Here is a 24,274-nt window from a genome sequence, read left to right as displayed (position 1 = left end):
TCCGCGCCTGGGGCTCGCTATAATCGTCCGCTTTTGATGTCCGAATGATGGGGTGAGGCATGCGCGATCGACTAATGGCTGCAGAGAAGGTGAAAGCCATCGATTGGCGGGATGGCACCCTTTATCTGCTCGACCAGCGCGCGCTGCCGGGCGCGCAGGTCTGGCTGGCCTGCGGCGATGCCGCTGCGGTGGCCGAAGCCATTCGCTCGATGGCGGTGCGCGGCGCTCCGGCCATCGGCATCAGTGCCGCCTACGGCCTGGCCATGGCGATTCGCCAGCGCCTGGCCGCTGGTGGTGATTGGGAAATGGCCCTGGAAGAGGACTTCGAGCTGCTGGTGCATGCCCGGCCAACCGCCGCCAACCTGTTCTGGGCCCTGAACCGCATGCGTGAACGCCTGCTGCGGCTCAAGCCGGGCGATGACGTGCTGGCCATCATGGAGGCCGAAGCCATGGCCATCCACGACAGCGACCGCGAAGCCAACCTGACCATGGCCCAGCTGGGCGTGGAACTGATCCGCAAGCACCAGGGCAACGAGCAGACCATCCTTACCCACGGCAATACGGGTGCTCTGGCCACCGGTGGTTTCGGCACGGCCCTTGGGGTGGTGCGCGCCGCGTACCTGGAGGGCATGATCGAGCGTGTCTATGTCGGTGAAACCCGCCCGTGGCTACAGGGTTCGCGCCTGAGCGCCTGGGAGCTGGCAGGCGAGGGCATCCCGGCAACCATCACCGCCGATTCCGCCGCCGCCCACCTGATGAAAACCAAGGGCATTACCTGGGTGATCGTCGGCGCCGACCGCATCACCGCCAATGGCGATGTGGCGAGCAAGATCGGCACCTATCAGCTGGCGGTCAACGCCATGCACCATGGCGTGCGTTTCATGGTCGTGGCGCCCAGTTCGAGCATCGACATGAATCTTGAGAGCGGCGATGACATCCTCCTCGAAGAGCGCAGCGCCAGCGAGTTGCTGGAACTTGGCGGCGAGCCGCTGGGCGCCGCTTTCGAGGCGTTCAACCCGGTGTTCGACGTGACCCCGGCCGACCTGATCGACGTGATCATCACCGAAAAAGGCATTGTCGAGCGCCCGGATACGGTGAAGATGGCGCAACTGATGTGCCGCAAGCGTTTGCATTGAGTCTTTGCCCTCGTCTGCGGCCTGCTGTAGCGGCTAACGGGCGTTATCGACGAGCAGTAGGGTAGTAGTGCCGCAGGCTACTCCCACCCTCTGGGCGATTGTGGTAACATCCGACGGTTTCCAAGGCCGCCCTGCGGGGCTGTCTTTACTGCGCAGATCCATGGCATAACTCGTTGATTTGTCGTAAGTCGTTGCAAGGAGTCACTTTGCAGCGGCGAGCTTCGTTCGTCCCATATGGATGTGACGAGGTTTCACCAGAAAAAGGAATCAGGCTTCTCATGGGCGAACTGGCCAAAGAAATCCTCCCGGTCAATATCGAAGACGAACTGAGACAGTCCTACCTCGACTACGCGATGAGCGTCATTGTCGGGCGTGCACTGCCCGATGCGCGTGATGGCTTGAAGCCCGTGCATCGCCGCGTTCTGTATGCGATGAGCGAACTGGGTAACGACTGGAACAAACCGTACAAGAAATCCGCCCGTGTGGTCGGTGACGTGATCGGTAAGTACCACCCGCATGGTGATACCGCCGTTTACGACACCATCGTACGTATGGCCCAGCCGTTCTCGCTGCGTTACCTGCTGGTCGACGGCCAGGGTAACTTCGGTTCGGTCGACGGCGACAACGCCGCCGCCATGCGATACACCGAAGTGCGCATGACCAAGCTGGCCCACGAACTGCTGGCCGACCTGCACAAGGAAACGGTCGACTGGGTACCCAACTACGATGGTACCGAGCAGATCCCGGCGGTCATGCCGACCAAGATCCCCAACCTGCTGGTCAACGGTTCCAGCGGTATCGCCGTGGGCATGGCGACTAACATTCCGCCGCACAACCTCGGTGAAGTCATCGACGGTTGCCTGGCGCTGATCGACAACGCCGACATCACCGTCGATGAACTGATGCAGTTCATCCCCGGCCCCGACTTCCCGACCGCGGCGATCATCAACGGCCGCCAGGGCATCATCGAGGCCTACCGCACCGGCCGTGGCCGCATCTACATGCGCGCCCGCTCGATGGTCGAAGACATCGACAAGGTCGGTGGCCGCCAGCAGATCGTCGTCACCGAGCTGCCGTACCAGTTGAACAAGGCGCGTCTGATCGAGAAGATCGCCGAGCTGGTAAAAGAGAAAAAACTCGAAGGCATCACCGAGCTGCGCGACGAGTCCGACAAGGACGGTATGCGCATCGTCATCGAGCTGCGTCGTGGTGAAGTGCCGGAGGTGATCCTCAACAACCTCTACGCCCAGACCCAGCTGCAGAGCGTCTTCGGCATCAACGTGGTGGCGCTGATCGACGGCCGTCCGCGGGTGTTGAACCTCAAGGAGCTGCTCGAGGCCTTCGTTCGCCACCGCCGCGAAGTGGTCACCCGCCGTACCGTGTTCGAACTGCGGAAGGCGCGCGAACGCGGGCATATCCTTGAAGGCCAGGCGGTTGCCCTGTCCAACATCGACCCGGTGATCGCCCTGATCAAGGCTTCGCCGACGCCGTCCGAGGCCAAGGAAGCGCTGATCAGCACGCCGTGGGAATCCAGCGCCGTGCAGGTGATGGTCGAGCGCGCTGGCGCCGACTCCTGCCGCCCGGAAAACCTTGACCCGCAGTTCGGTCTGCGTGATGGCAAGTACTTCCTGTCGCCGGAACAGGCCCAGGCCATTCTGGACCTGCGCCTGCACCGCCTGACCGGCCTTGAGCACGAGAAGCTGCTGGCCGAGTACCAGGAGATCCTCAACCAGATCGGCGAGCTGATCCGCATCCTCAACAGCGCCGAGCGCCTGATGGAAGTGATCCGCGAAGAGCTGGAGCTGATCCGTGCCGAATACGGCGACGTGCGCCGCACCGAGATCCTCGATGCGCGCCTGGACCTGACCCTGGGCGACATGATTCCGGAAGAAGACCGGGTCGTGACCATCTCCCATGGTGGCTACGCCAAGACCCAGCCGCTGGCCGCCTACCAGGCCCAGCGTCGCGGTGGTAAAGGCAAGTCGGCTACCGGCGTCAAGGACGAGGACTACATCTCGCACCTGCTGGTCGCCAACAGCCATACCACCCTGCTGCTGTTCTCCAGCAAGGGCAAGGTGTACTGGCTCAAGACCTATGAAATTCCCGAGGCCTCCCGTGCCGCGCGCGGTCGACCGCTGGTCAACCTGCTGCCGCTGGACGAGGGCGAGTACATTTCGACCATGTTGCCGGTCGAGGAGTACACCGAAGGTCACTTCATCTTCATGGCTACCGCCAACGGCACCGTGAAGAAGACCCCGCTGGAGTCCTTCAGCCGTCAGCGCAGCGTTGGCCTGATCGCTCTGGAGCTGGACGAAGGCGATGTGCTGATTTCCGCGGCCATCACCGATGGCGAGCGTGAGGTCATGCTGTTCTCCGACGCCGGCAAGGTCACCCGCTTCAAGGAGTCCGACGTTCGCGCCATGGGCCGTACCGCCCGCGGTGTGCGTGGCATGCGCCTGGCCGAAGGGCAGAAGCTGATCTCCATGATCATCCCGGAAGAAGGCAGCCAGATCCTCACCGCTTCCGAGCGTGGTTACGGCAAGCGGACCGAAATCGGCGAGTTCCCCGAGTACAAGCGTGGCGGTCAGGGCGTTATCGCCATGGTCAGCAACGAGCGTAACGGCCGCCTGGTCGGTGCGGTGCAGGTGCAGGACGGTGAGGAAATCATGCTGATTTCCGACCAGGGCACCCTGGTCCGTACCCGTGTCGGCGAAGTCTCCAGCCTGGGCCGTAACACCCAGGGTGTGACCCTCATCAAGCTGGCCAGCGACGAGACCCTGGTGGGTCTGGAGCGGGTCCAGGAGCCGTCCGAAGAGGAAGGTGACGAGGACTTCGACGCCGAGGTGGAGGGCGCTGACGTGGACGCCGATGCGGCGCCACAGGCCGACGCTGCCGACGAAGAGGCACAGCCGGAATAATCAAGTAGTAGCGTAACCCTGGTGGGGGAGGTCGCGGCAGTCGGGCACAGCTCGCTGCCCGACCGGCTCCTGCGGACATCAAGAGCAGAGCGAGAGTGGATGTGAGCAAACGAGCCTTTAACTTCTGCGCAGGCCCTGCTGCGCTTCCCGACGCTGTTCTGCAGCGCGCCCAGGCTGAAATGCTGGACTGGCGTGGCAAAGGCCTGTCCGTGATGGAAATGAGTCACCGTAGCGATGACTACGTGGCCATTGCCGAGAAGGCCGAGCAGGATCTGCGCGACCTGATGTCCATTCCCACCAATTACAAGGTCCTGTTCCTGCAGGGCGGTGCGAGCCAGCAGTTCGCCGAGATCCCGCTCAACCTGCTGCCCGAAGAGGGGACCGCCGACTATATCGAAACCGGTATCTGGTCGAAAAAAGCCATCGAAGAGGCTCGCCGCTACGGCAACATCAACGTTGCTGCCAGCGCCAAGCCTTATGACTACCTGGCCATCCCTGGCCAGAACGAGTGGAAGCTGAGCAAGAATGCCGCCTACGTGCACTACGCCTCGAACGAGACCATTGGTGGTCTGGAGTTCGATTGGGTGCCGCAGACCGGTGACGTGCCGCTGGTGGTCGACATGTCCTCGGACATCCTCTCGCGTCCGATCGATGTCTCCAACTTCGGCCTGATCTACGCCGGCGCCCAGAAGAACATCGGCCCGAGCGGCCTGGTGGTGGTGATCGTCCGCGAAGACCTGCTCGGCCGCGCCCGCAGCAGCTGCCCGACCATGCTCGACTACAAGGTCGCGGCCGACAACGGCTCGATGTACAACACCCCGGCGACCTATTCCTGGTACCTTTCCGGGCTGGTCTTCGAGTGGCTGAAAGAGCAGGGCGGCGTCGAGGCCATGGAGCAGCGCAACCGGGCCAAGAAGGACCGCCTGTACGGTTTCATCGACAGCAGCGAGTTCTACACCAACCCGATCAGCGTCAATGCCCGTTCGTGGATGAACGTGCCGTTCCGCTTGGCTGACGAGCGCCTGGACAAGGCGTTCCTCGCTGGCGCCGACGCTCGCGGCCTGCTCAACCTCAAGGGGCACCGCTCGGTCGGCGGCATGCGCGCCTCGATCTACAACGCCCTGGGGCTGGATGCCGTTGAAGCGCTGGTTGCCTACATGGAAGAATTCGAGAAGGAGCATGGATGATGTCTGAGCAGGAACTCAAAGCGCTGCGGGTGCGCATTGACAGTCTCGATGAGAAGATCCTCGAGCTGATCAGTGACCGTGCCCGTTGCGCGCAGGAAGTGGCGCGGGTCAAGACTGCGACCTTGGCCGAAGGCGAGACCCCGGTATTCTATCGCCCCGAGCGTGAAGCCCAGGTGCTCAAGCGCGTGATGCAGCGTAACCAGGGGCCGCTGGGCAACGAAGAGATGGCGCGTTTGTTCCGCGAAATCATGTCGTCGTGCCTGGCCCTGGAACAGCCGCTCAAGGTGGCCTACCTGGGCCCTGAGGGGACCTTTACCCAGGCGGCGGCGCTGAAGCATTTCGGCCATGCGGTGATCAGCAAGCCGATGGCGGCCATCGACGAAGTGTTCCGCGAAGTGGCGGCCGGTGCCGTCAACTTTGGCGTGGTGCCGGTGGAAAACTCCACCGAAGGTGCGGTCAACCACACCCTCGACAGCTTCCTTGAGCACGATATGGTGATCTGCGGCGAAGTCGAGCTGCGTATTCACCACCACCTGCTGGTGGGCGAGAACACCAAGACCGACAGCATCAGCCGTATCTACTCCCACGCCCAGTCGCTGGCCCAGTGCCGCAAGTGGCTGGACGCTCACTACCCGAATGTCGAGCGCGTCGCGGTGTCGAGCAACGCCGAAGCGGCCAAGCGGGTCAAGGGCGAGTGGAACTCGGCGGCGATCGCCGGCGACATGGCGGCTGACCTGTACGGCCTGACCCGTCTGGCCGAGAAGATCGAAGACCGTCCGGACAACTCCACGCGCTTCCTGATGATCGGTAACCAGGAAGTGCCGCCGACCGGCGATGACAAGACCTCGATTATCGTTTCCATGAGCAACAAGCCGGGCGCCTTGCACGAGTTGCTGGTGCCGTTCCATGAGAACGGCATCGACCTGACTCGTATCGAGACTCGTCCTTCGCGCAGCGGTAAATGGACCTACGTATTCTTCATCGATTTCGTCGGCCACCACCGCGACCCGCTGATCAAAGCCGTGCTGGAGCAGATCAGCCAGGAAGCCGTGGCCCTGAAGGTGTTGGGTTCCTACCCCAAAGCGGTACTCTGAAGCGATGAGTGGCGTACATGCAGTCTTGAACAGGGTCCAGCTCCGTGGTTGAAGTCGTGGTAAACAAGCCTGAGCCGATCATCGGTCGGCTGGTGGTGGTCGGGTTGGGCCTGATTGGCGGGTCCTTCGCCAAGGGCTTGCGTGAAAGCGGCCTGTGCCGCGAAGTGGTCGGTGTCGATCTGGATCCGCAGTCGCGCAAGCTGGCGGTGGAGCTGGGCGTGGTCGACCGCTGTGAGGACGACCTTGCCGTCGCCTGCGTCGGCGCTGATGTCATCCAGCTTGCCGTGCCGATCCTGGCCATGGAAAAACTCCTCGCCCGCCTGGCTCGGCTTGATCTGGGGCAGGCGGTGCTGACCGACGTCGGCAGTGCCAAGGGCAATGTCGTGCGCGCAGCTCGCGAGGCCCTTGGCGGGCATTTGCCGCGCTTCGTGCCCGGGCATCCGATTGCCGGCTCCGAGCAGAGCGGGGTGGAGGCTTCCAATGCTGCTCTGTTCCGCCGCCACAAAGTCATTCTCACGCCGCTGGCCGAAACCGATCCTGCTGCCCTGGCGCTGGTCGACCGGCTTTGGCGTGCGCTGGAGGCCGATGTCGAGCATATGCAGGTCGAGCGCCATGATGAAGTCCTGGCGGCGACCAGTCATCTGCCGCACCTGCTGGCCTTCGGCCTGGTCGATTCCCTGGCCAAGCGCAATGAAAACCTCGATATCTTCCGTTACGCTGCCGGAGGTTTCCGCGATTTCACGAGAATCGCTGGAAGCGACCCGGTCATGTGGCACGACATTTTCCTCGCCAACCGCGAGGCTGTCCTGCGCACGCTGGATACATTTCGCAGCGATCTCGACGCCTTGCGCGACGCGGTCGATGCAGGGGATGGGCATCAGTTGCTGGGCGTCTTCACCCGCGCCCGTGTTGCCCGCGAGCATTTCAGTAAAATCCTGGCCCGACGGGCCTATGTGGACGCTATGAACTCCAACGACCTGATTTTCCTGGCAAATCCTGGTGGCCGCGTATCTGGCCGTATTCGTGTACCAGGTGACAAATCGATTTCCCATCGCTCGATCATGCTCGGCTCCCTGGCTGAAGGCACCACTGAAGTGGAAGGCTTCCTCGAGGGTGAAGATGCCCTGGCGACCTTGCAGGCCTTCCGCGACATGGGGGTGGTCATCGAAGGCCCGCACCATGGCCGGGTAACCATCCACGGCGTCGGCCTCAACGGCCTGAAGCCGCCACCGGGCCCGATCTACCTGGGCAACTCCGGCACCTCGATGCGTCTGCTGTCGGGCCTGCTGGCCGCACAGCCGTTCGATACCGTATTGACTGGCGATGCCTCGTTGTCCAAGCGGCCAATGAACCGCGTGGCCAACCCGCTGCGGGAAATGGGCGCAGTAATCGAAACCGCCGCCGAAGGTCGTCCGCCGATGACCATCCGCGGTGGCCACGCGCTCAAGGCCTTGACCTACACCCTGCCGATGGCCAGTGCCCAGGTCAAATCCTGCCTGCTGCTGGCCGGTCTGTATGCCGAAGGCAAGACCACTGTCACCGAGCCTGCGCCGACCCGTGACCACACCGAGCGCATGCTCCGTGGTTTTGGCTACAGCGTTAAGGTCGACGGCCCTACGGCTTCGCTGGAGTCGGGCGGCAAGCTCAGCGCCACGCATATCGAAGTGCCGGCCGACATTTCCTCGGCGGCCTTCTTCCTGGTGGCGGCGTCGATCGCCGAAGGCTCCGAGCTGCTGCTCGAGCACGTTGGCATCAACCCGACCCGTACCGGCGTCATCGACATCCTGCGCCTGATGGGCGGCGACATTACCCTGGAAAACCAGCGTGAAGTCGGCGGTGAACCGGTGGCTGACTTGCGCGTGCGCGGGGCTAAACTCAAGGGTATCGAGATCCCCGAGCACCTGGTGCCACTGGCTATCGACGAGTTCCCGGTGCTGTTCGTCGCCGCGGCCTGTGCCGAAGGCCGTACCGTGCTGCGCGGCGCCGAAGAGCTGCGGGTCAAGGAGTCCGACCGCATCCAGGTCATGGCCGACGGCCTGCTGGCCCTGGGCGTGAAGTGCGAGCCGACGCCGGACGGCATCATCATCGATGGCGGCATTATTGGCGGTGGTGAAGTTCATGGTCATGGCGACCATCGCATCTCCATGGCCTTCAGTGTTGCCTCGTTGCGCGCCACGGCGCCAATCCGCATCCATGACTGCGCCAACGTCGCGACCTCGTTCCCGAACTTCCTCGCCCTGTGCGCCGAAGTCGGCATTCGCGTGGCAGAAGAGGGCAAGTCGTGAATTCCAACGCACCGGTCATCACCATCGACGGGCCGAGTGGTTCGGGCAAGGGTACCGTTGCCGGCCTGCTGGCCCGTGAGCTGGGTTGGCGCCTGCTGGATTCCGGCGCGCTGTACCGGTTGCTGGCCTTTGCCGCCAACAACCACGGCGTCGACCTGACCAATGAAGAGCTGTTGGTCAAGATCGCTGCGCACCTGGATGTGCAGTTCATCGCTGCCGAGCCGGGCAAGCTGCAGCAGATCATTCTCGAGGGCGAGGATGTCAGTCATGTCATTCGCACCGAAACCGTCGGTGCCGGTGCCTCGATGGTCGCCTCGCTGCCGGCGGTGCGCGAGGCCTTGTTGCAACGTCAGCGGGCATTCCAGGAAGCCCCGGGGCTGATTGCCGATGGTCGCGACATGGGCACCGTGGTGTTTCCGGATGCACCGCTCAAGGTGTTTCTGACCGCCAGCGCCGAGGAACGTGCTCGCCGCCGTTACTTGCAGTTGAAGGCAAAAGGCGAAGATGTTAGTCTGTCAAGTCTGCTAGAAGAGATCCGTGCGCGTGATGAGCGTGACACCCAGCGCGCAGTGGCCCCGCTCAAACCGGCGGCCGATGCGATCCAGCTGGATTCCACGGAGTTGTCCATCGAGCAGGTGTTGCAACGCATCAAGAGCGAGATCGCCCTGCGCGATATCGCCTGATGGCCAGGAGAGCAGGCAGGGGCACCAGTCAACGTCCTGCTGGCTTTCCTTTATATGAACGAAACCCACATTGTCTGGAATGTGGCTGATGGGCGTTTGTCCCGCCCGAATCTACAGGAATTAAAATGAGCGAAAGCTTTGCAGAACTCTTTGAAGAAAGCCTGAAAACCCTCAATCTTCAGCCGGGTGCGATCATCACCGGTATCGTTGTCGACATCGACGGCGACTGGGTTACCGTACACGCTGGCCTGAAGTCCGAGGGCGTCATCCCGCTCGAGCAGTTCTACAACGAAGCTGGCGAGCTGACCATCAAGGTCGGTGACGAAGTTCACGTTGCGCTGGACGCGGTCGAAGACGGCTTTGGCGAAACCAAACTGTCCCGTGAAAAAGCCAAGCGCGCCGAGTGCTGGATTGTTCTGGAAGCAGCTTTCGCCGCCGAAGAAGTGGTCAAGGGCGTTATCAACGGTAAGGTTAAAGGCGGCTTCACTGTCGACGTTAACGGTATCCGTGCGTTCCTGCCTGGTTCCCTGGTTGATGTCCGCCCAGTGCGCGACACCACCCACCTGGAAGGCAAAGAGCTGGAATTCAAGGTCATCAAGCTGGACCAGAAGCGCAACAACGTTGTCGTTTCCCGTCGCAGCGTCCTGGAAGCCGAGAACAGCGCCGAGCGCGAAGCTCTGCTGGAATCCCTGCAGGAAGGCCAGCAAGTCAAAGGTATCGTCAAGAACCTCACCGACTACGGCGCATTCGTTGACCTGGGCGGCGTTGATGGCCTGCTGCACATCACCGACATGGCCTGGAAGCGTATCAAGCACCCATCGGAAATCGTCAACGTTGGCGACGAGATCGATGTCAAGGTTCTGAAGTACGATCGCGAGCGTAACCGTGTATCCCTGGGTCTGAAGCAACTGGGTGAAGACCCATGGGTTGCTATCAAGGCTCGTTACCCAGAAAGCACCCGCGTCATGGCGCGTGTTACCAACCTGACCGACTACGGCTGCTTCGCAGAGCTGGAAGAAGGCGTGGAAGGCCTGGTACACGTTTCCGAAATGGACTGGACCAACAAGAACATCCATCCTTCGAAAGTCGTACAAGTCGGCGACGAAGTGGAAGTCATGGTTCTGGACATCGACGAAGAGCGTCGTCGTATCTCCCTGGGCATCAAACAGTGCAAGTCCAACCCATGGGAAGACTTCTCTGGCCAGTTCAACAAGGGCGACAAGATCTCCGGCACCATCAAGTCGATCACCGATTTCGGTATCTTCATTGGTCTGGACGGCGGCATCGACGGCCTGGTTCACCTGTCGGACATCTCCTGGAACGAAGTCGGCGAAGAAGCCGTACGTCGCTTCAAGAAGGGCGACGAGCTGGACACCGTCATCCTGTCTGTTGACCCAGAGCGCGAGCGCATCTCCCTGGGTATCAAGCAGCTGGAAAGCGATCCGTTCTCCGAGTACGTTGCTGCCAACGACAAGGGTGCAATCGTTAAGGGTGTTGTAAAAGAAGTTGACGCCAAAGGCGCCATCATCACCCTGGCCGACGACATCGAAGCCACTCTGAAAGCTTCCGAAATCAGCCGTGACCGCGTTGAAGACGCGCGTAACGTCCTGAAGGAAGGCGAAGAGATCGAAGCGAAGATCATCAGCGTTGACCGCAAATCGCGCGTCATCCAGCTGTCGATCAAGTCGAAAGACGACGCTGAAGAGAAAGAGGCTATCCAAAGCCTGAAAGAAGCTGCTCCTTCGGAAGCTGCTGACACCACCATGGCTGCGCTGCTGCGTCAGGCAATGGCCAAACAGAACTAAGTTCTGCTGGTGTTAAAAAAGGGCGACTTCGGTCGCCCTTTTTTGTGCCTGCGATTCCTCCCGCGCGCTGAAACCCTTGTGCCAGTGAGCTTCGGTGAAATTGGCGGCAAACCGCCATCATCTATTGTGCCAAGGTGTATTTCTTCAAATTCCGATTAAGTCAAGAACCGCCCTGTTCAAATCCCTCAGGTCATGCTAAAAACAACGAAGCAATGATCTAGCTGCTTGATAAAGAAGGGAAAAATATGACGAAGTCGGAGCTGATCGAACGTATTGTCACCCATCAAGGGCTGCTCTCATCCAAGGATGTCGAGCTGGCCATCAAGACTATGCTTGAGCAAATGTCCCAGTGCCTGGCCACTGGCGACCGCATCGAAATTCGCGGCTTCGGCAGCTTCTCCCTGCACTATCGCGCCCCCCGCGTAGGCCGCAACCCGAAAACCGGGCAGTCCGTCAGCCTGGACGGCAAGTTTGTGCCACACTTCAAGCCGGGGAAGGAGCTGCGGGATCGGGTGAATGAGGAGGAGGGGGTTGGCGAGCGTGAAGGAGAGGCTCGTGCGTAAATTAAGCCGTTTGATGATTGCCGTACTGCTGGCGGCGCTTGTTTTGATTACTGTTACGTTCATCCTAGAAAATCAGCAGGAAGTGACGCTATCTTTTGCCAGCTATTCTCTTCCATCGTTGCCTGTGTCGGCATTGCTGGTGGTTGCGCTTGTGGCGGGTCTGTCAGTGGGGCCTTTGTTGGTGATGATGACTGCTTGGCGCACTCGCGGCCCCCGTAAGAAGCCGCTCTCGGGTGCGTGATCCTGTTGCCAGTTCGTGCCTTGCAGCTCTGTGTTCTTGGTGGTTGGGTATTGCCGGTCCTGGCGTTGAAGTAGGGCTTTGAGTGGGTTTCAGCCTTGAGCCCTTGAACTTTGCCGAGTGTCAGTGGTCTCACCATTGAGTGCAGGGTGTGGCAAAACAATACCGGAGTTTTGACCAGTTTAGCCTTTCGGTGTAAGAAAATTCTGATTCTGCTTCTCGGACTAGATCAAGCAGCTATTGTTCTCTATTCTGCAGATGTCTGGCGTCCGTCGTTAATGCGAGCGCAGGCGCAGTCAAGTTACCTTTGTGAGAGTAGCGCCGCCGTCAGGTGCTGTCTGAGTCTTGCGCAAGGGGAGGGGCTTGGTCGGGAGGGCTTTAGCGCTATTCCTCGCACTTGTTTCCAATATTCAGCTAAGCTTGGGTGAGTTAAATTTGGTAGTACCCTGTTGAGTTTGGGAAGACAGTTGAGGTGGGGTAAAAACCATCCCCCTCATGTATTTGATTCGTTGCTGCGTATACTGAGAACTGAATGCCGGCAGTACTTGATGAGACAGATCTAAGGAAAAAAGACAATAAATGACCCGTGATCAAGAGCGTTTGGTACAAAGTAATGAAATCGATTTGGTTGACTTGATTCAGGGGCTGTGGCGGCGCAAGCTTTTGATGTTCGGCACCGCACTAGTGGTTTTTCTCGCTGCGGTCGTTTATGTGCTATTCGCCTCTCCGGTTTATCAAGCAAAGGTTTTTGTCCAGCCCCCTACTCAGAATGACATTGCCTATCTTAATTATGGGCGTGGCAGTGATGCCGGCTTAGAGTTGTTTTCTGTCAAGGATGTCTACGAGGTTTTCCTAAGGCATCTGCAGTCTGAATCCTTGCGTCGAAGCTTCTTCCAGACGGTGTATCTGCCTACGTTGCCAGAAACTCAGCGTAAAGGCTCTCAAGATGAGCTGTACGCCCGTTTTGGCAAGTTGCTGTCTGTGAGTCTTGAGAACAAGGATGCACCAGCGCGCTTTGCGATCACTGCCAATCTGCTTAGCCCGCAACAGGCAGTGGATTGGGTGGCTAGTTACGCGCAACTGGCCGGAGATCGGGCCAAGCAGGAGGTGTTGAAGAATGCAAAAAGCGATGCGTTGGTGAAAGCAAACAACTTGCAGAGACAGATCTCGGCAGCGCGTGAAAGCACTCGTAAGCAGCGCGAAGACGAAATTGTTCAGCTCAAGGAAGCCCTTCTGATTGCGAAGTCCATTGGCTTGGAAAAGCCTCCAATAATTTCTGACAGCCTATCGACAGAGGTTTCTGCGAAAATGGACGGTTCGTTGATCTACATGCGAGGGAGCAAAGCTCTGGAAGCTGAGATCAGAAACCTGCAGGATCGCCAGTCGGATGATCCATTCATTGCGAACCTCAGGGTGCAACAGTCTTCGTTGTCGTTCTACAACGATTTAAGCATTGATCCTGCGTTGGTGGCGGTCTATAGGCAGGATGGCGTCGTCGAATTGCCCGATCAGCCTGTCCGTCCGAAAAAGCTGTTGATTGTCTTGCTTGGGCTGGTGCTTGGCCTGATTTTGGGCGGAATTGTAGCGCTGATCCATTACCTGTACGCACAGGCCACGCATCATAAGCGCCAAAACTGAACCGGTGGCAATGGATATGGGGGCGTGGGTGATTTGAGGCTGGTTCATCGTTTCGGAAAATGTCACAATCCGTTTTTCGTCGTCTGACGACAGGGATTGTTGGGACCGTAGTCGGTAGCGATGGCGGCGTGACTTGGTCTGTCGTGGGCGAGCGCTTAACCCAACCGACAGGCTTTTTGGTGTGACCAACATTTCTCGCGTACCTCATGTTGTTGCCCACGATGAAACTGACCTAATCGCAATGATCCAGTCCATTTGGCGGCAAAAAAAGCTAATTGCCTCAGCCGCTTTGCTTGTCGGCGTCATTGCTGGGGCGTATGCATTTATTACTACGCCAGAATACGAGGTGGGCACAGTCCTGCGGCCTGCCGCGCTCAATGACCTGGATGCTTTGAATCGCTCGGAAGTCTACTCCTTGCCACCAGGGAGCGCTCTGGTGCGGGTAGGGGCGGCGCTGGACTCCTACGACACCCGACTTAATTATTTCCGCGCGAACCCTGAGTTGTTCTCGGCATTTGGTCGTCCAGACCAAACGCCTGAACAAGTTTTCGCAGAGTTTAACCGCAGCTCTCTAAAGCTGGTTCAACCCGATCCTAATAAAGCTGATTTGCTGAGCTCTTTCATTGGGCTGCAACTGCGTTACCCAAAAGGGGTTAAGGGTGAAGAGATTCTTAATGGTTTTGTTCAGTATGCCATTGAGAACGAGCGCAAACAAATTGCCGACGACCTTAAGGTTATCATCGGCAACCGACTGGCCGAAGTAGATGCCAAGTTGGCCGCTGCGCGTGCTGCGTATGAATCAAGTAAAGACAGTAAAATTGCTGTCTTGCTGGAGGGTGATAATCTCAAACGGGCAAAATTGGTTGATGAGCTTAAAGCACTTCGAGTGCAGCTCAAAATTCAGCGTGATGATCGTGTTGCCCAGCTCGATGAGGCGATTAGCATTGCTCATTCTCTAGGGTTGAAGAAACCTTCGTCACCGTCTTCAATGGCCAACGAGAGCCCATCGACCGGCAGTGTCATCCGGACCGAAGTAAATAACCAGCAATTCCCGCTGTATTTTATGGGGGCCGATGCGCTTGAAGCAGAACGGCGCGTGCTTCGCCAGCGTACCTCCGATGATTTCTCTGACCCACGTGTCGCACAAATTCGCAAAGAATTGCTGCTGTTGGCTACCAACCGTGAGGTTGAGGTACTGAAGCAGCGAGAGAATGAAGATGTGTTTCTTAAAGGTATTGAGTCACTGCGGGCTGAGCGTGTCCGCTTGACGAATATTGGTACTGATATGCAACACCTCAGTTTGGTCAATATTGACCAGAGGGCCATTGAGCCTACAAGCCCAATCAGGCCGAACAAGGCTTTGCTCATCGCGTTGGGGCTGTTTATCGGTGGTTTGTTGGGTGTCATGGTTGCCATTTTCCGTCATTTCATGGTGCTACGACGCATGCGAGAGCGCTCTTCTGCCCCTCAAGCGTTGTCTCAGGTGATTGTGAATGAGCCGAGCCAGAGCATTAAGGGGCCTACCAGTAATGTGCTGTGAGAGTTTTTGACCAATTCTCTGGATTAGTTGAATCGGTATTTTCGCTCTTGGCGGGCGTTATGATTGCTCCAGGGCATCGGGCCAGAGCCTGGTGCTCATCGGTGTGGGTAGGGGCAAGAAGCGATGCCGATTCAACCCAAAGCACCTACTCCATCTGTTTGGACAAACGCGATTTACGCCATCTGTTTTCTGTAGAATGGCAGCATCACACTGATTGAAGGAGTGCTTTGAGTGAAAACGCTTTGTATTTTTGGTACGCGTCCAGAAGCCATCAAAATGGCTCCGCTGGCACTCGCGCTGGCGGCGGATGAGCGTTTTGACGCAAAGGTATGTGTTACCGGCCAGCATCGGGAGATGCTCGATCAGGTAATGGGGTTGTTCGCCATTACGCCAGATTATGACTTGAATATCATGAAGCCGGGTCAGGACCTGAGCGATGTGACAACGGCGATACTGCAAGGCCTGAAAAGTGTGCTTTCCGAGTTTCGCCCGGATGTAGTATTGGTGCATGGCGACACCGCGACTACTTTCGCCGCAAGCTTGGCTGCATATTATCAGCAAATTCCGATTGCGCATGTCGAGGCGGGATTACGCACCGGGAATATATATTCTCCTTGGCCAGAAGAAGCCAATCGTAAATTGACCGGTGTACTTGCCAATTTGCATTTTGCTCCGACAGAGACCTCTCGGGATAACTTGCTGAGGGAAGCGGTTCCTGCAGATAAGGTTATTGTAACTGGCAACACAGTTATTGATGCCCTGCTGGATGTGGTAGAGCGCCTTGGCCAAGACGCTGATTTGCGCGCCAAAGCAGCGGCGCCTTCGGAGTTTCTGGACCCGTCTCGAAAACTGATCCTGGTGACAGGGCACCGCCGTGAGAGCTTCGGTGAGGGGTTCGAGCGAATCTGCAAGGCACTTATTGACGTGGCTCAGCAATATCCGGATATTGATATCGTCTATCCTGTGCACCTTAATCCGAATGTACGTGAGCCCGTCAATCGTCTGCTGACCGGAATTGACAACATTCACTTGATTGCCCCACTGGACTATTTGCCTTTCGTCTATTTGATGAGTCGCTCCCATATCATTTTGACTGACTCGGGAGGTATTCAGGAAGAGGCTCCGTCCTTGGGCAAACCTGTTCTGGTCATGCGGGATACAACTGAACGTCCCGAGGCGGTGGCTGCTGGAACTGTCAAGTTGGTAGGGACAAACAATGAAAATATCGTGCGTGAATTAAGCCTTTTGTTGAGCGATCAGTCGTACTACGAAGCGATGAGCCGTGCCCATAACCCGTACGGGGATGGTGCAGCCTGTGCTCGCATATGCGAAGCGCTTTTGACTCTTTAAGTAGTTTGGAGCGTCGTATGCAGGAGTACCGTCGTGGTGCAGTGAACGCCTTGTATCTGATTTTAGTACAGGGCGCTAACTATGTTGTTCCTTTGGCTGTGATGTTTCATTTTATGAAAGAGCTGGGGATCGCGGGGTTTGGGCAGTATGCGTTCTGGTATTCTGTCATGTTATACGTACAGACCTTTGTGGATTACGGTTTTTCATTTTCAGGGACGCGTGACATCGCTGCGTCAGACGGTAGCTCTGCAAAAATTTCAGCTATTTTTTCTCAGGTGACAGTAGCAAAACTATTACTGTCCGCCTGCGTGTTGACGTTGGCGCTAACCTACTACTTTTTCATGGCGGATAGCGCTCAACCTGTTTTAGTGGTTGCTGCAACCGGCATGCTTACTGCGCTCATTCCGAATTGGTATTTTCAGGGTATCCAGCAGCTGCGAGAAATTTCCCTTTTCAACGTACTGGGGCGAGTGGTTTTTCTGGTCCTAGCGTTTTCGTTGATCGACAGTACGTCGCAGGTGAGTGATATTTTTCTGCTGCATTTTGTCGCAGTTTTCCCTCCATTGATTTTCGGTTATTGGTTTATATATAAGCGGATACGCTGGTCTTTGATGATTTCCAAACAGGACCTGGCAAAACAATATTCTGCCGGCTGGCATATATTTTCCACTACCATGCTGTCGATGCTTCTAAGTAATGGTGGGGTGTTTTGGTTAGGGCTCTCAACCAGTCCCGCTATTGTGGGCATTTACGCCGCCGTCGAACGCGTAGTAAAAGCTATTGTCGGATTGTTCATTCCGATTAGCCAGGCGTTCTATCCGTTAAATAGCAGGATGTTTTCCCAGTCCTTTGAAAAAGGCCTAAGAAGCGTAGGGGTTACTGGGGTGGCAATGTTGTCACTGTGCGCTATGGCTATTGCAGTCTTTTATTTTTCCAGTTCTATCTGGTTTGAGATATTCAAGATTCCTGCTGAGGGAACGGCTTACTTGGGGGTACTACTAACGTGGGTATTTTTTAGTGTCTTCAACAATGTCGCGGGTATACAGACGCTCAGCGCGTCAGGTGCCGCTGCACGTTATGCATACAGTTTTAATATTGCCGCAGTCATATTTGTTTTGGTTATTTATCTTCAGATGTCCACCGATGCTGGGAAGGTGGTTGCTCAGGCACTTCTGACATCAGAGATCGCTTTGTCAGTTCTCCTTGTACTGAATATCCTGCATATTATTGTGGTTAAGCGACGTTGTGCCTGAAGGTTCCACTGATCAGGTGTTGGCCTTGCCGTTTGCGCGACCTGTTGCATAAGCAGTGGGGGATTCTAGAGTGGGTTGTGGATTATGAATGTTGATACTGTTGGTGCGAAAAGAAAAGCTTACATTTTTAGAGGCTTGCCTCTGATCGCCGATTCGCGCACTCTGAGAAACGGAGCTTTCTTTTCCAACGTAACCTACTGTACGTGGGAGAAAAAAGAGCGTAGTGCGGCGGGGGATAAAAAAGTCGTCACGTTTCCACTGGCAAAAGATGGTGGCTGGATGGCGCTTAAATACCCTATGTATCTCCTTTACCTCTTCTTTTTTTCGCTCTTCAAGGTTGGCAGAAAAGATACCTGTGTGTGCATGGATCTGGATACATTCGTGCCGGTTTGGATGGGGAGTTTTTTTAAAGGGGCGACATTGATTTTTGATGTCGTAGATCCTGCATCGCAAGCTCGATTCAAAAAAATTCCGTGCCCTAAGCTCATTGATCGTATTGAGTTTTTCTTTATTAATCGGGCCAGTCTGGCGGTATTTCCCCATGAAAGCAGGCTGCGTTACTATCACGACCTATTAGGTGCTGATACCACTGGCGTGAGAGGCTTTGTTATTGAAAATATGCCGTCCTTTGCAAAGGACGAAAAGTGCAGCTCTAATTCGGTGAAAGAAGAAAAGCAGCCGCGTGTACTGACAGTTGGTTATTTTGGTACCTTGGATGCAAGCCGTGGGCTTGATTTGATAGTAGAGTTGGTGAGTGCTAATGCCGACCGGGTAAAACTGTTAGTGGCAGGGGATGGGCCGTTGAAGGGGTATATTGAAGAGCAGGCGCAGCGCTTTTCAAATATTGCCTACGTCGGACGTTACACAGGGGATCAGCTGGAAGGGCTGTATGAGCAAGTTGATTTTTCATGGATGTACTATGATCCCGATATTTTTTTGCATAAATACGCAGCGCCTAATAAGTTCTATGAACATCTGTGCTTTCAGGTGCCGGTTATTACAAATGTGGTGATACCTCAGGCTGGGTTTGTATTTGAAAACAATACCGGCGTGGTTATTGATCAGGATGGGCAAAACTTTATTAGTGGCGGGAAAATAGCAGCTGAGTTCCTGCTAAGCCTTGAGCAGTTTGTACCCGGCCCGGTGCTGCACAACTATTGGCAGACTACCTGCGTTGATTACTACGCTGCTATCGCCAAGCAGTTTCCAGCGATAGCGAATGAGGGTAGTGGTCGATGAATTATTCCCTGTTCTTCGCGCTTCTCTTCATATGCTCGAGGGGCTTAGCGGAATATTTTCTTCCAAAATCGCTTTCTTACCTGGTGTCATTGGGTGGCTTTTTTTTCTTTGTCATATGCTTTTATGCCAGTTGTCGGCCGGTGCTGGTGCTTCGGCCCGCAGTCATTATCATATCGATAGCTTTTATCATTAGCTCGATATCGTCGTTACTGTTTACGTTGGCAGATGGAGCGGACACCGCTTATGGTTTTTATTTGGCTTACCCCGTGGCCATCTCGTTCTTTTTTCTGATGTTCTATTCCATTAAGGTAACCTCTGTCGACCTCAGGGGGGTTGAGCGTGCGGTATCAGCATTAGTTCTTGTTCTTTTTGTGACGGCTACATTACAAGAATTTAAAATTATTGATCTTCCCGGGGCAACCCCAGCCTATGGTTTACCCGTCGACCTGGCTAGGCCCTCATCATTGACAGGGAGCTATCTGCATTACCCTTTGATCATGGTAATGCTGGGGGTTTTTTTACAGGCGGTCAATCAACGGGTGACCTTTGTATCCTTGCTTGCGTTTTCAAGCGTGTTTCTCGCGTTCTCGCGTTCGGGGATGATGCTGGTTTTCGCACATTTCTCGTTTTTTATCGTTTATAACATCCTGACTAATGGCTTTCGGTTCAGTTTGAAAGGTCTGTTAGTATTTTACTTTTCATTATTGACTGGCTTAGTAGCGCTACTGGCGTCAGGGTTCCTCGAGCTGTTCGTTGAAAGGATTTCTTCATCGTTCGATCAGCAGGGCGTGGGTAATGACGATAGAATTGAAGCTTGGCGTCATGGTCTCGAAGTGTTCTCTAGCGGCGATTGGTGGTTTGGGAATAATTTCGGTATCGCGACCAACTTAACAGCCAATCTGGTGGGGGCCGATTCTTATGTCGTTGAGTCTGCAGTTCTGCAGAACCTGATCAATTTTGGTATTGTGGGATCAATTATTTTTTTCTGTTTTTTTGGCTATATGTATTTTTTCTCGAAAGAACGAATTTTCAGATTTTTCCTTCTAGCCTTCCTTTTTCAGTCCCTGGTGTACCAGTCAACCGAAGTTTTGCCTTTCATTTTGGGTGTGCTTTTTCTGAGGTCGCTTGATCTCCTGCACCCAGCCAAACTCAGCCCGTTGAGTGAGTCTAGGAGGTTGAGTTGACCATGATTGAGGAGATTATAAAAATGCCCTTTGATTTCGAGCATCCCTGGGTGGTGGCTACGTGCGTCTAGGTGAATTGCTGGGAAGAAATGCGAATAATCTGGATGTTTTTCGCATGGTTGCAGCTTGTATGGTTATCTACGGGCATGCGTATGCTATCGCTCCTCAGGCGGGGTATTCCGACTGGGTTGAGCGACTATTAGGCTATGACTATTCAGGCTTACTTGCGGTAAAGATTTTCTTCTTTATCAGCGGGCTGGTGGTGACGAATAGCCTTTTATCCCGACGGGACGCCATCGCTTTTGTGTGTTCGCGGTTTTTTCGGATTTGGCCGGCATTTATGTTGGTTGTGGTAGTCAGCGCGTTGGTGATCGGCCCGATTTACTCCAGCTTGTCCCTGGTTGAATATTTTTCAAGTCGTCAGTTCAAAGTGATTGACTATGTGACCTCCAATTTTCTGATGGATATAAGGTACTATTTACCTGGGGTGTTTTTCGAATTGCCTTACGAGGCTGCAGTTAATGGTTCGCTGTGGACGCTCTACTATGAGGTAGGCGCTTATCTTGGGCTGTTATTAATGTTTCTGCTCGGAATCTTCAGGGATAAATTCCTGGCTACGCTTGCGCTAGTGTTTTTGTTGGTAAGTCAGCACTTTGTCAATGCAGACGCCATGCATCCAATTTTCCATCAGCCGATACTCGTCCAATGCTTTGCATTCGGTGCGTTATTGGCTTTGTATAAAGACTCCTTCGAGTTGCATTCAGGTGTTGTCTTCTTTTGCTGGATAGTATTTTACGCGTGTGCAGCGTCGGCATTCTCCAAGTACCTTCTGTACATCGCTATATTTTTGACCATTTTGTACCTGTCTGGCACGAAGCTGTTGTTGGCGATTAAGCCTAAGACTGACGTCTCCTACGGCATTTACTTGTGGGGCTTTCCGGTCCAGCAAATGCTGGCGTATCATTTTCTTGATTGGGGGGTCCGTTTCAATCAGGTCGCGGCGATTGTGGTGTGCATCGGCCTTGGTTATCTCTCTTGGTATCTAGTTGAAGAGCGCTCTATTGCTTTCGGAGGAAGGGTTGCAAAAAATCTGAAGGCTCGTGTCGATCGACTTGTAAGTCGTCTATCACTGAAGTGGAAATCACAGTCCGCCTGAAGGCGGTTTAAAGTGTTGGGTGTAAACGAAATTTTCTTATTTTGGTGCTGAATTGTGATTTCATATTTTGACGAAAAGATCGGGTTGCGAGTGGCATGTATTGTACCGACCTACAATGGTCGTGAAGATTTTGCTCGTTTGCTGAAGTCGATACGTAGCCAACAGGGCAGCTTTGATCTTTTCGTTGTTGACTCCAGTTCCAGTGATGGTACACAGGAGTTGGCCAAGGCTGAACTTGAAAACGTCACGGTCATTCCGGGAATCGAGTTTAATCACGGTGGCACCCGACAGATGATGGTGGCCAACAATCCAGGCTACGATGTTTATGTTTTTCTCACTCAAGATGCCTACCTTGAAGACCCTCAGGCACTTGCAAATCTTGTGGCACCTTTCGTAGATGAGCAGATTGCCGCTGTTTGTGGTAAGCAGCTACCTCACTTGAACGCTGACCTGCTTTCACAGCATGCCCGCCATTTCAACTACCCCAACGACTCAAAAGTTAAATCGCTGGCGGATGCCGCAGTCTTAGGGATCAAAACGCCTTTCATGTCGAACTCCTTTTCGGCTTATCGAGGAAGTGTGTTGTTGAGTGTTGGTGGTTTTCCACAACACGTCATCCTTTCTGAAGATATGTATGTTGCCGCAAAAATGCTACAAGCCGGTTGGAAGGTTGCTTATAGCGGCAGTGCGGTATGTCGACACTCCCATAATTATAGTTTGAAAGAAGAGTTCTGTCGGTACTTCGATCAAGGGGTTTTTCATGCGCGTGAGGCGTGGATTCGCGAAACGTTTGGTGGTGCAGGGGGCGAAGGGTTGCGGTATGTGAAGTCAGAACTAAAGTTCCTGGGTGTTCGACGTGTATATCTGTGGCCTGGCGCAATGCTACGCAATGCGCTCAAACTGGTTGCCTATAAGCTGGGGCAAAAGGAAAAGAGCCTGCCTATTGAGTTGAAGAAAAAGCTCAGCATGCACAAGCGCTATTGGCAGGGGCCTTTTGCATAAATTGTCCCGGCGCTGCTCTGTATCGACGGCCTCTTCAGTGAACGGCCATCGACGGGGCTCGGCCAAGACCTATCGATTCGTTCGGTTCTGAAGGTTGACTGGCGGGTAGAGATAACAGATATCCGCTTCGCCAGTTGGCCTTTCCCTCGCTTGCGCACTCGCAGACTCGTCCTCGTGTGGTGCCACTGTGTACTAGCTGCTCATCTACCCCTGCTCAACCCGCGTTATGTGGGCTACACAATTTTTAGCTGCATGGGTTCCCCTGACTAAATGCATGCCTGCGTTTTGGCAGGGCGTAGGCATGGATGAAGCCTCTGAATTGGGTCATAATGGTTCAGTGTGCAGCGTTTGGCGTAATTCAGTGCGGCGCGCATCCAGTCGTGGAAGCCGGTAGCTTGGGGGAGCGAGTTCGACGGCCCCCAGTTCTTGGTTCGGCGAATGGAGGCATTGACGTTTCGCACTGGACTAGGAGCGGTAAGTCGGTACCTATTATTATTAGGAAATAGTTTTAGGTGCTCGTGTTCAGACGTAATGAGGGTGATCGTCTGATAACGTAGCGCTCCGTTTAAAATTATGATTGCTAAAAGTTGGGGCCTATTCAAAGACATGCAAGTCAACCATCGATATCAACCAACATTTGCTGAGCGTTATCCAGTACCGTTTTTCGTCGCTTTGATGGACATGATTATAGTCCTTATGTCAGGCTTGTGCGCTTATTACTATCGCTTTGAGCACTTTGACATGACCGGTCGTTATAATACGGCGACGATGCTAACCGCTATTATTGTTGTTGTTTGTTTGGCGTCTGGCGGGGTGTACGGTTCTCAGCGCGGGCAATCGCTCTGGCATCAACTGGGAATGTTGATTGTCTGTTGGCTGGCTGCAGCGGGAGTGCTTTTGTCCTTGACCTTTTTTCTAAAGGTTTCGGGTAATTACTCTCGTATATGGTTTACTGTGATGCTGTTCCTGGGTGGAACATTCTGTTTGTTGTTGCGGTTATCGGTATTTTTTATACTGCGCCGTGTGCGTGGCGCTGGACGAAACCTGAAGAGTATATTGCTGGTTGATTCGGGAGGGGAGTCCGCAAGTCAGTTAAACAACGGCCGGGCCTTGGAGGGAGATGGCTTTTGCGTTGCTCAGAGTTTAGCGTTCAGCCAGGAAGAGGACTGGATGGAGCGTCTGGTCGCTAAAGTTGACGAACTGGGGGTGCATGAGGTTTGGCTGTGTCTGCCCTTGAGTGAAGGCGGTGTTATACGTTCGATACTTTACGCATTGCGTCACCATACAGTCGCCGTGCGTTTTATTCCTGAGTGGGGCGATATCCGCCTGCTCAATCATAAGGTCAGCCATATCGCCGGCTTGTACTCGTTGGACTTGAGCTGCAGCCCAATGGACGGTCCGGCGCGTGTAGTGAAGCGTATTGAGGATCTGCTGATCGGAGGAATAATCAGTCTGATGATTCTTCCTGTTTGCATGGTAATTGCCTTGAGTATTCGTTTGTCGTCTCCGGGGCCAATTCTGTTCAAACAGTATCGCACTGGTATTAACGGCAAGAGTTTCAAAGTCTATAAGTTTCGCTCAATGGTCGTTCACAGTGAGGGTGGCGTGACTCAGGCTTCTCGTAATGATGCGCGGGTTACTAAGGTCGGAGCGTTCCTCCGTCGCACCAGCCTTGACGAGCTACCTCAGTTTTTCAACGTACTGCAAGGACGTATGTCAATTGTTGGACCCCGTCCCCATGCATTGGCACATAACGAATATTATAAAGAGCTCGTGGAGTCATATATGCAGCGCCACAAGGTCAAGCCTGGGATTACGGGTTGGGCTCAAGTCAGTGGCTACCGTGGAGAAACTGATACATTGGAGAAAATGCAAAAACGTGTTGAGTACGATTTGTGGTACATCGATAACTGGTCATTGTGGATTGACTTGAAGATTATTTTTCTGACGATCTTCAAAGGGTTCATTAATAAAAACGCATTTTGACTTCAGTTTAACGGTAA

General features: G+C 54.9%; 18 protein-coding genes. All 18 read left to right on the top strand.

From position 1 onward, the window contains the following. The first annotated feature begins 59 nt into the window (after positions 1 to 59). The 18 genes from mtnA to PspR32_RS18870 all read left to right on the top strand — a co-directional run bounded on the left by mtnA (position 60) and on the right by PspR32_RS18870 (position 24,257). Complete coding sequence (gene mtnA / locus PspR32_RS18955) at positions 60 to 1,136, top strand: S-methyl-5-thioribose-1-phosphate isomerase (RefSeq protein ID WP_159389020.1); 1,077 nt, start codon at positions 60 to 62, stop codon at positions 1,134 to 1,136. 278 nt (positions 1,137 to 1,414) lie between these two features. After that, the gene (gyrA, locus tag PspR32_RS18950; RefSeq protein WP_010224144.1) at positions 1,415 to 4,054 is read left to right on the top strand and encodes a DNA gyrase subunit A; all 2,640 of its coding nucleotides are present in this window, start codon (positions 1,415 to 1,417) and stop codon (positions 4,052 to 4,054) included. Positions 4,055 to 4,155: 101 nt separating this feature from the next. Continuing rightward, positions 4,156 to 5,241, top strand: a complete 1,086-nt coding sequence (gene serC / locus PspR32_RS18945) for a 3-phosphoserine/phosphohydroxythreonine transaminase (protein ID WP_159389019.1) — start codon at positions 4,156 to 4,158, stop codon at positions 5,239 to 5,241. Beyond that, entirely contained in the window at positions 5,241 to 6,335 is a 1,095-nt protein-coding gene (gene pheA / locus PspR32_RS18940) for a prephenate dehydratase (protein ID WP_010224140.1), read from the top strand. Before serC ends, pheA begins: the two co-directional genes overlap by 1 nt. 77 nt (positions 6,336 to 6,412) lie before the next feature. Next, on the top strand, positions 6,413 to 8,620 hold the full coding sequence (locus PspR32_RS18935) for a bifunctional prephenate dehydrogenase/3-phosphoshikimate 1-carboxyvinyltransferase (RefSeq protein ID WP_232531892.1): 2,208 nt from the start codon (positions 6,413 to 6,415) through the stop codon (positions 8,618 to 8,620). Beyond that, on the top strand, positions 8,617 to 9,303 hold the full coding sequence (gene cmk / locus PspR32_RS18930) for a (d)CMP kinase (protein WP_036996552.1): 687 nt from the start codon (positions 8,617 to 8,619) through the stop codon (positions 9,301 to 9,303). The genes PspR32_RS18935 and cmk overlap by 4 nt, the downstream gene beginning before the upstream one ends. Before the next feature lie 125 nt (positions 9,304 to 9,428). Further along, complete coding sequence (rpsA, locus tag PspR32_RS18925; protein ID WP_010224136.1) at positions 9,429 to 11,108, top strand: 30S ribosomal protein S1; 1,680 nt, start codon at positions 9,429 to 9,431, stop codon at positions 11,106 to 11,108. Between the two features lie 245 nt (positions 11,109 to 11,353). After that, complete coding sequence (gene ihfB / locus PspR32_RS18920; RefSeq protein ID WP_036996551.1) at positions 11,354 to 11,671, top strand: integration host factor subunit beta; 318 nt, start codon at positions 11,354 to 11,356, stop codon at positions 11,669 to 11,671. Further along, positions 11,664 to 11,912 (top strand): lipopolysaccharide assembly protein LapA domain-containing protein, encoded by a 249-nt coding sequence (locus PspR32_RS18915; RefSeq protein WP_036996550.1) that lies wholly within the window; start codon positions 11,664 to 11,666, stop codon positions 11,910 to 11,912. The genes ihfB and PspR32_RS18915 overlap by 8 nt, the downstream gene beginning before the upstream one ends. A 576-nt stretch (positions 11,913 to 12,488) precedes the next feature. Then, the gene (locus PspR32_RS18910; protein ID WP_036996549.1) at positions 12,489 to 13,547 is read left to right on the top strand and encodes a Wzz/FepE/Etk N-terminal domain-containing protein; all 1,059 of its coding nucleotides are present in this window, start codon (positions 12,489 to 12,491) and stop codon (positions 13,545 to 13,547) included. 181 nt (positions 13,548 to 13,728) lie between these two features. Then, complete coding sequence (locus tag PspR32_RS18905) at positions 13,729 to 15,087, top strand: Wzz/FepE/Etk N-terminal domain-containing protein (protein WP_081839703.1); 1,359 nt, start codon at positions 13,729 to 13,731, stop codon at positions 15,085 to 15,087. 276 nt (positions 15,088 to 15,363) lie between these two features. Next, a complete protein-coding gene (gene wecB, locus PspR32_RS18900; RefSeq protein ID WP_051636808.1) occupies positions 15,364 to 16,437 on the top strand; it encodes a non-hydrolyzing UDP-N-acetylglucosamine 2-epimerase in 1,074 nt (357 codons plus the stop codon). Between the two features lie 17 nt (positions 16,438 to 16,454). After that, positions 16,455 to 17,690, top strand: coding sequence for an oligosaccharide flippase family protein (locus PspR32_RS18895; protein ID WP_036996547.1), 1,236 nt, complete (start codon positions 16,455 to 16,457; stop codon positions 17,688 to 17,690). An 84-nt stretch (positions 17,691 to 17,774) separates the two neighbouring features. Then, a complete protein-coding gene (locus PspR32_RS18890; protein ID WP_081839701.1) occupies positions 17,775 to 18,929 on the top strand; it encodes a glycosyltransferase in 1,155 nt (384 codons plus the stop codon). Next, positions 18,926 to 20,113 (top strand): hypothetical protein, encoded by a 1,188-nt coding sequence (locus PspR32_RS18885; protein WP_159389017.1) that lies wholly within the window; start codon positions 18,926 to 18,928, stop codon positions 20,111 to 20,113. The genes PspR32_RS18890 and PspR32_RS18885 overlap by 4 nt, the downstream gene beginning before the upstream one ends. A gap of 61 nt (positions 20,114 to 20,174) precedes the next feature. Further along, complete coding sequence (locus PspR32_RS18880) at positions 20,175 to 21,269, top strand: acyltransferase family protein (protein WP_036996542.1); 1,095 nt, start codon at positions 20,175 to 20,177, stop codon at positions 21,267 to 21,269. 84 nt (positions 21,270 to 21,353) lie between these two features. After that, entirely contained in the window at positions 21,354 to 22,271 is a 918-nt protein-coding gene (locus PspR32_RS18875; protein WP_036996608.1) for a glycosyltransferase family 2 protein, read from the top strand. A gap of 606 nt (positions 22,272 to 22,877) precedes the next feature. Further along, positions 22,878 to 24,257: an undecaprenyl-phosphate glucose phosphotransferase gene (locus tag PspR32_RS18870; RefSeq protein WP_036996607.1), complete on the top strand. Its 1,380-nt coding sequence runs from the start codon at positions 22,878 to 22,880 to the stop codon at positions 24,255 to 24,257. The last annotated feature ends 17 nt before the right edge of the window (positions 24,258 to 24,274 follow it).

Origin of the sequence: Pseudomonas sp. R32 (assembly GCF_009866705.1) — a bacterium.
In the GTDB taxonomy this organism is placed as follows: domain Bacteria; phylum Pseudomonadota; class Gammaproteobacteria; order Pseudomonadales; family Pseudomonadaceae; genus Aquipseudomonas; species Aquipseudomonas donghuensis.
The sequence above is the reverse complement of the archived record's forward strand: the minus strand, read 5'-3'. Positions and strand labels throughout refer to the sequence as shown.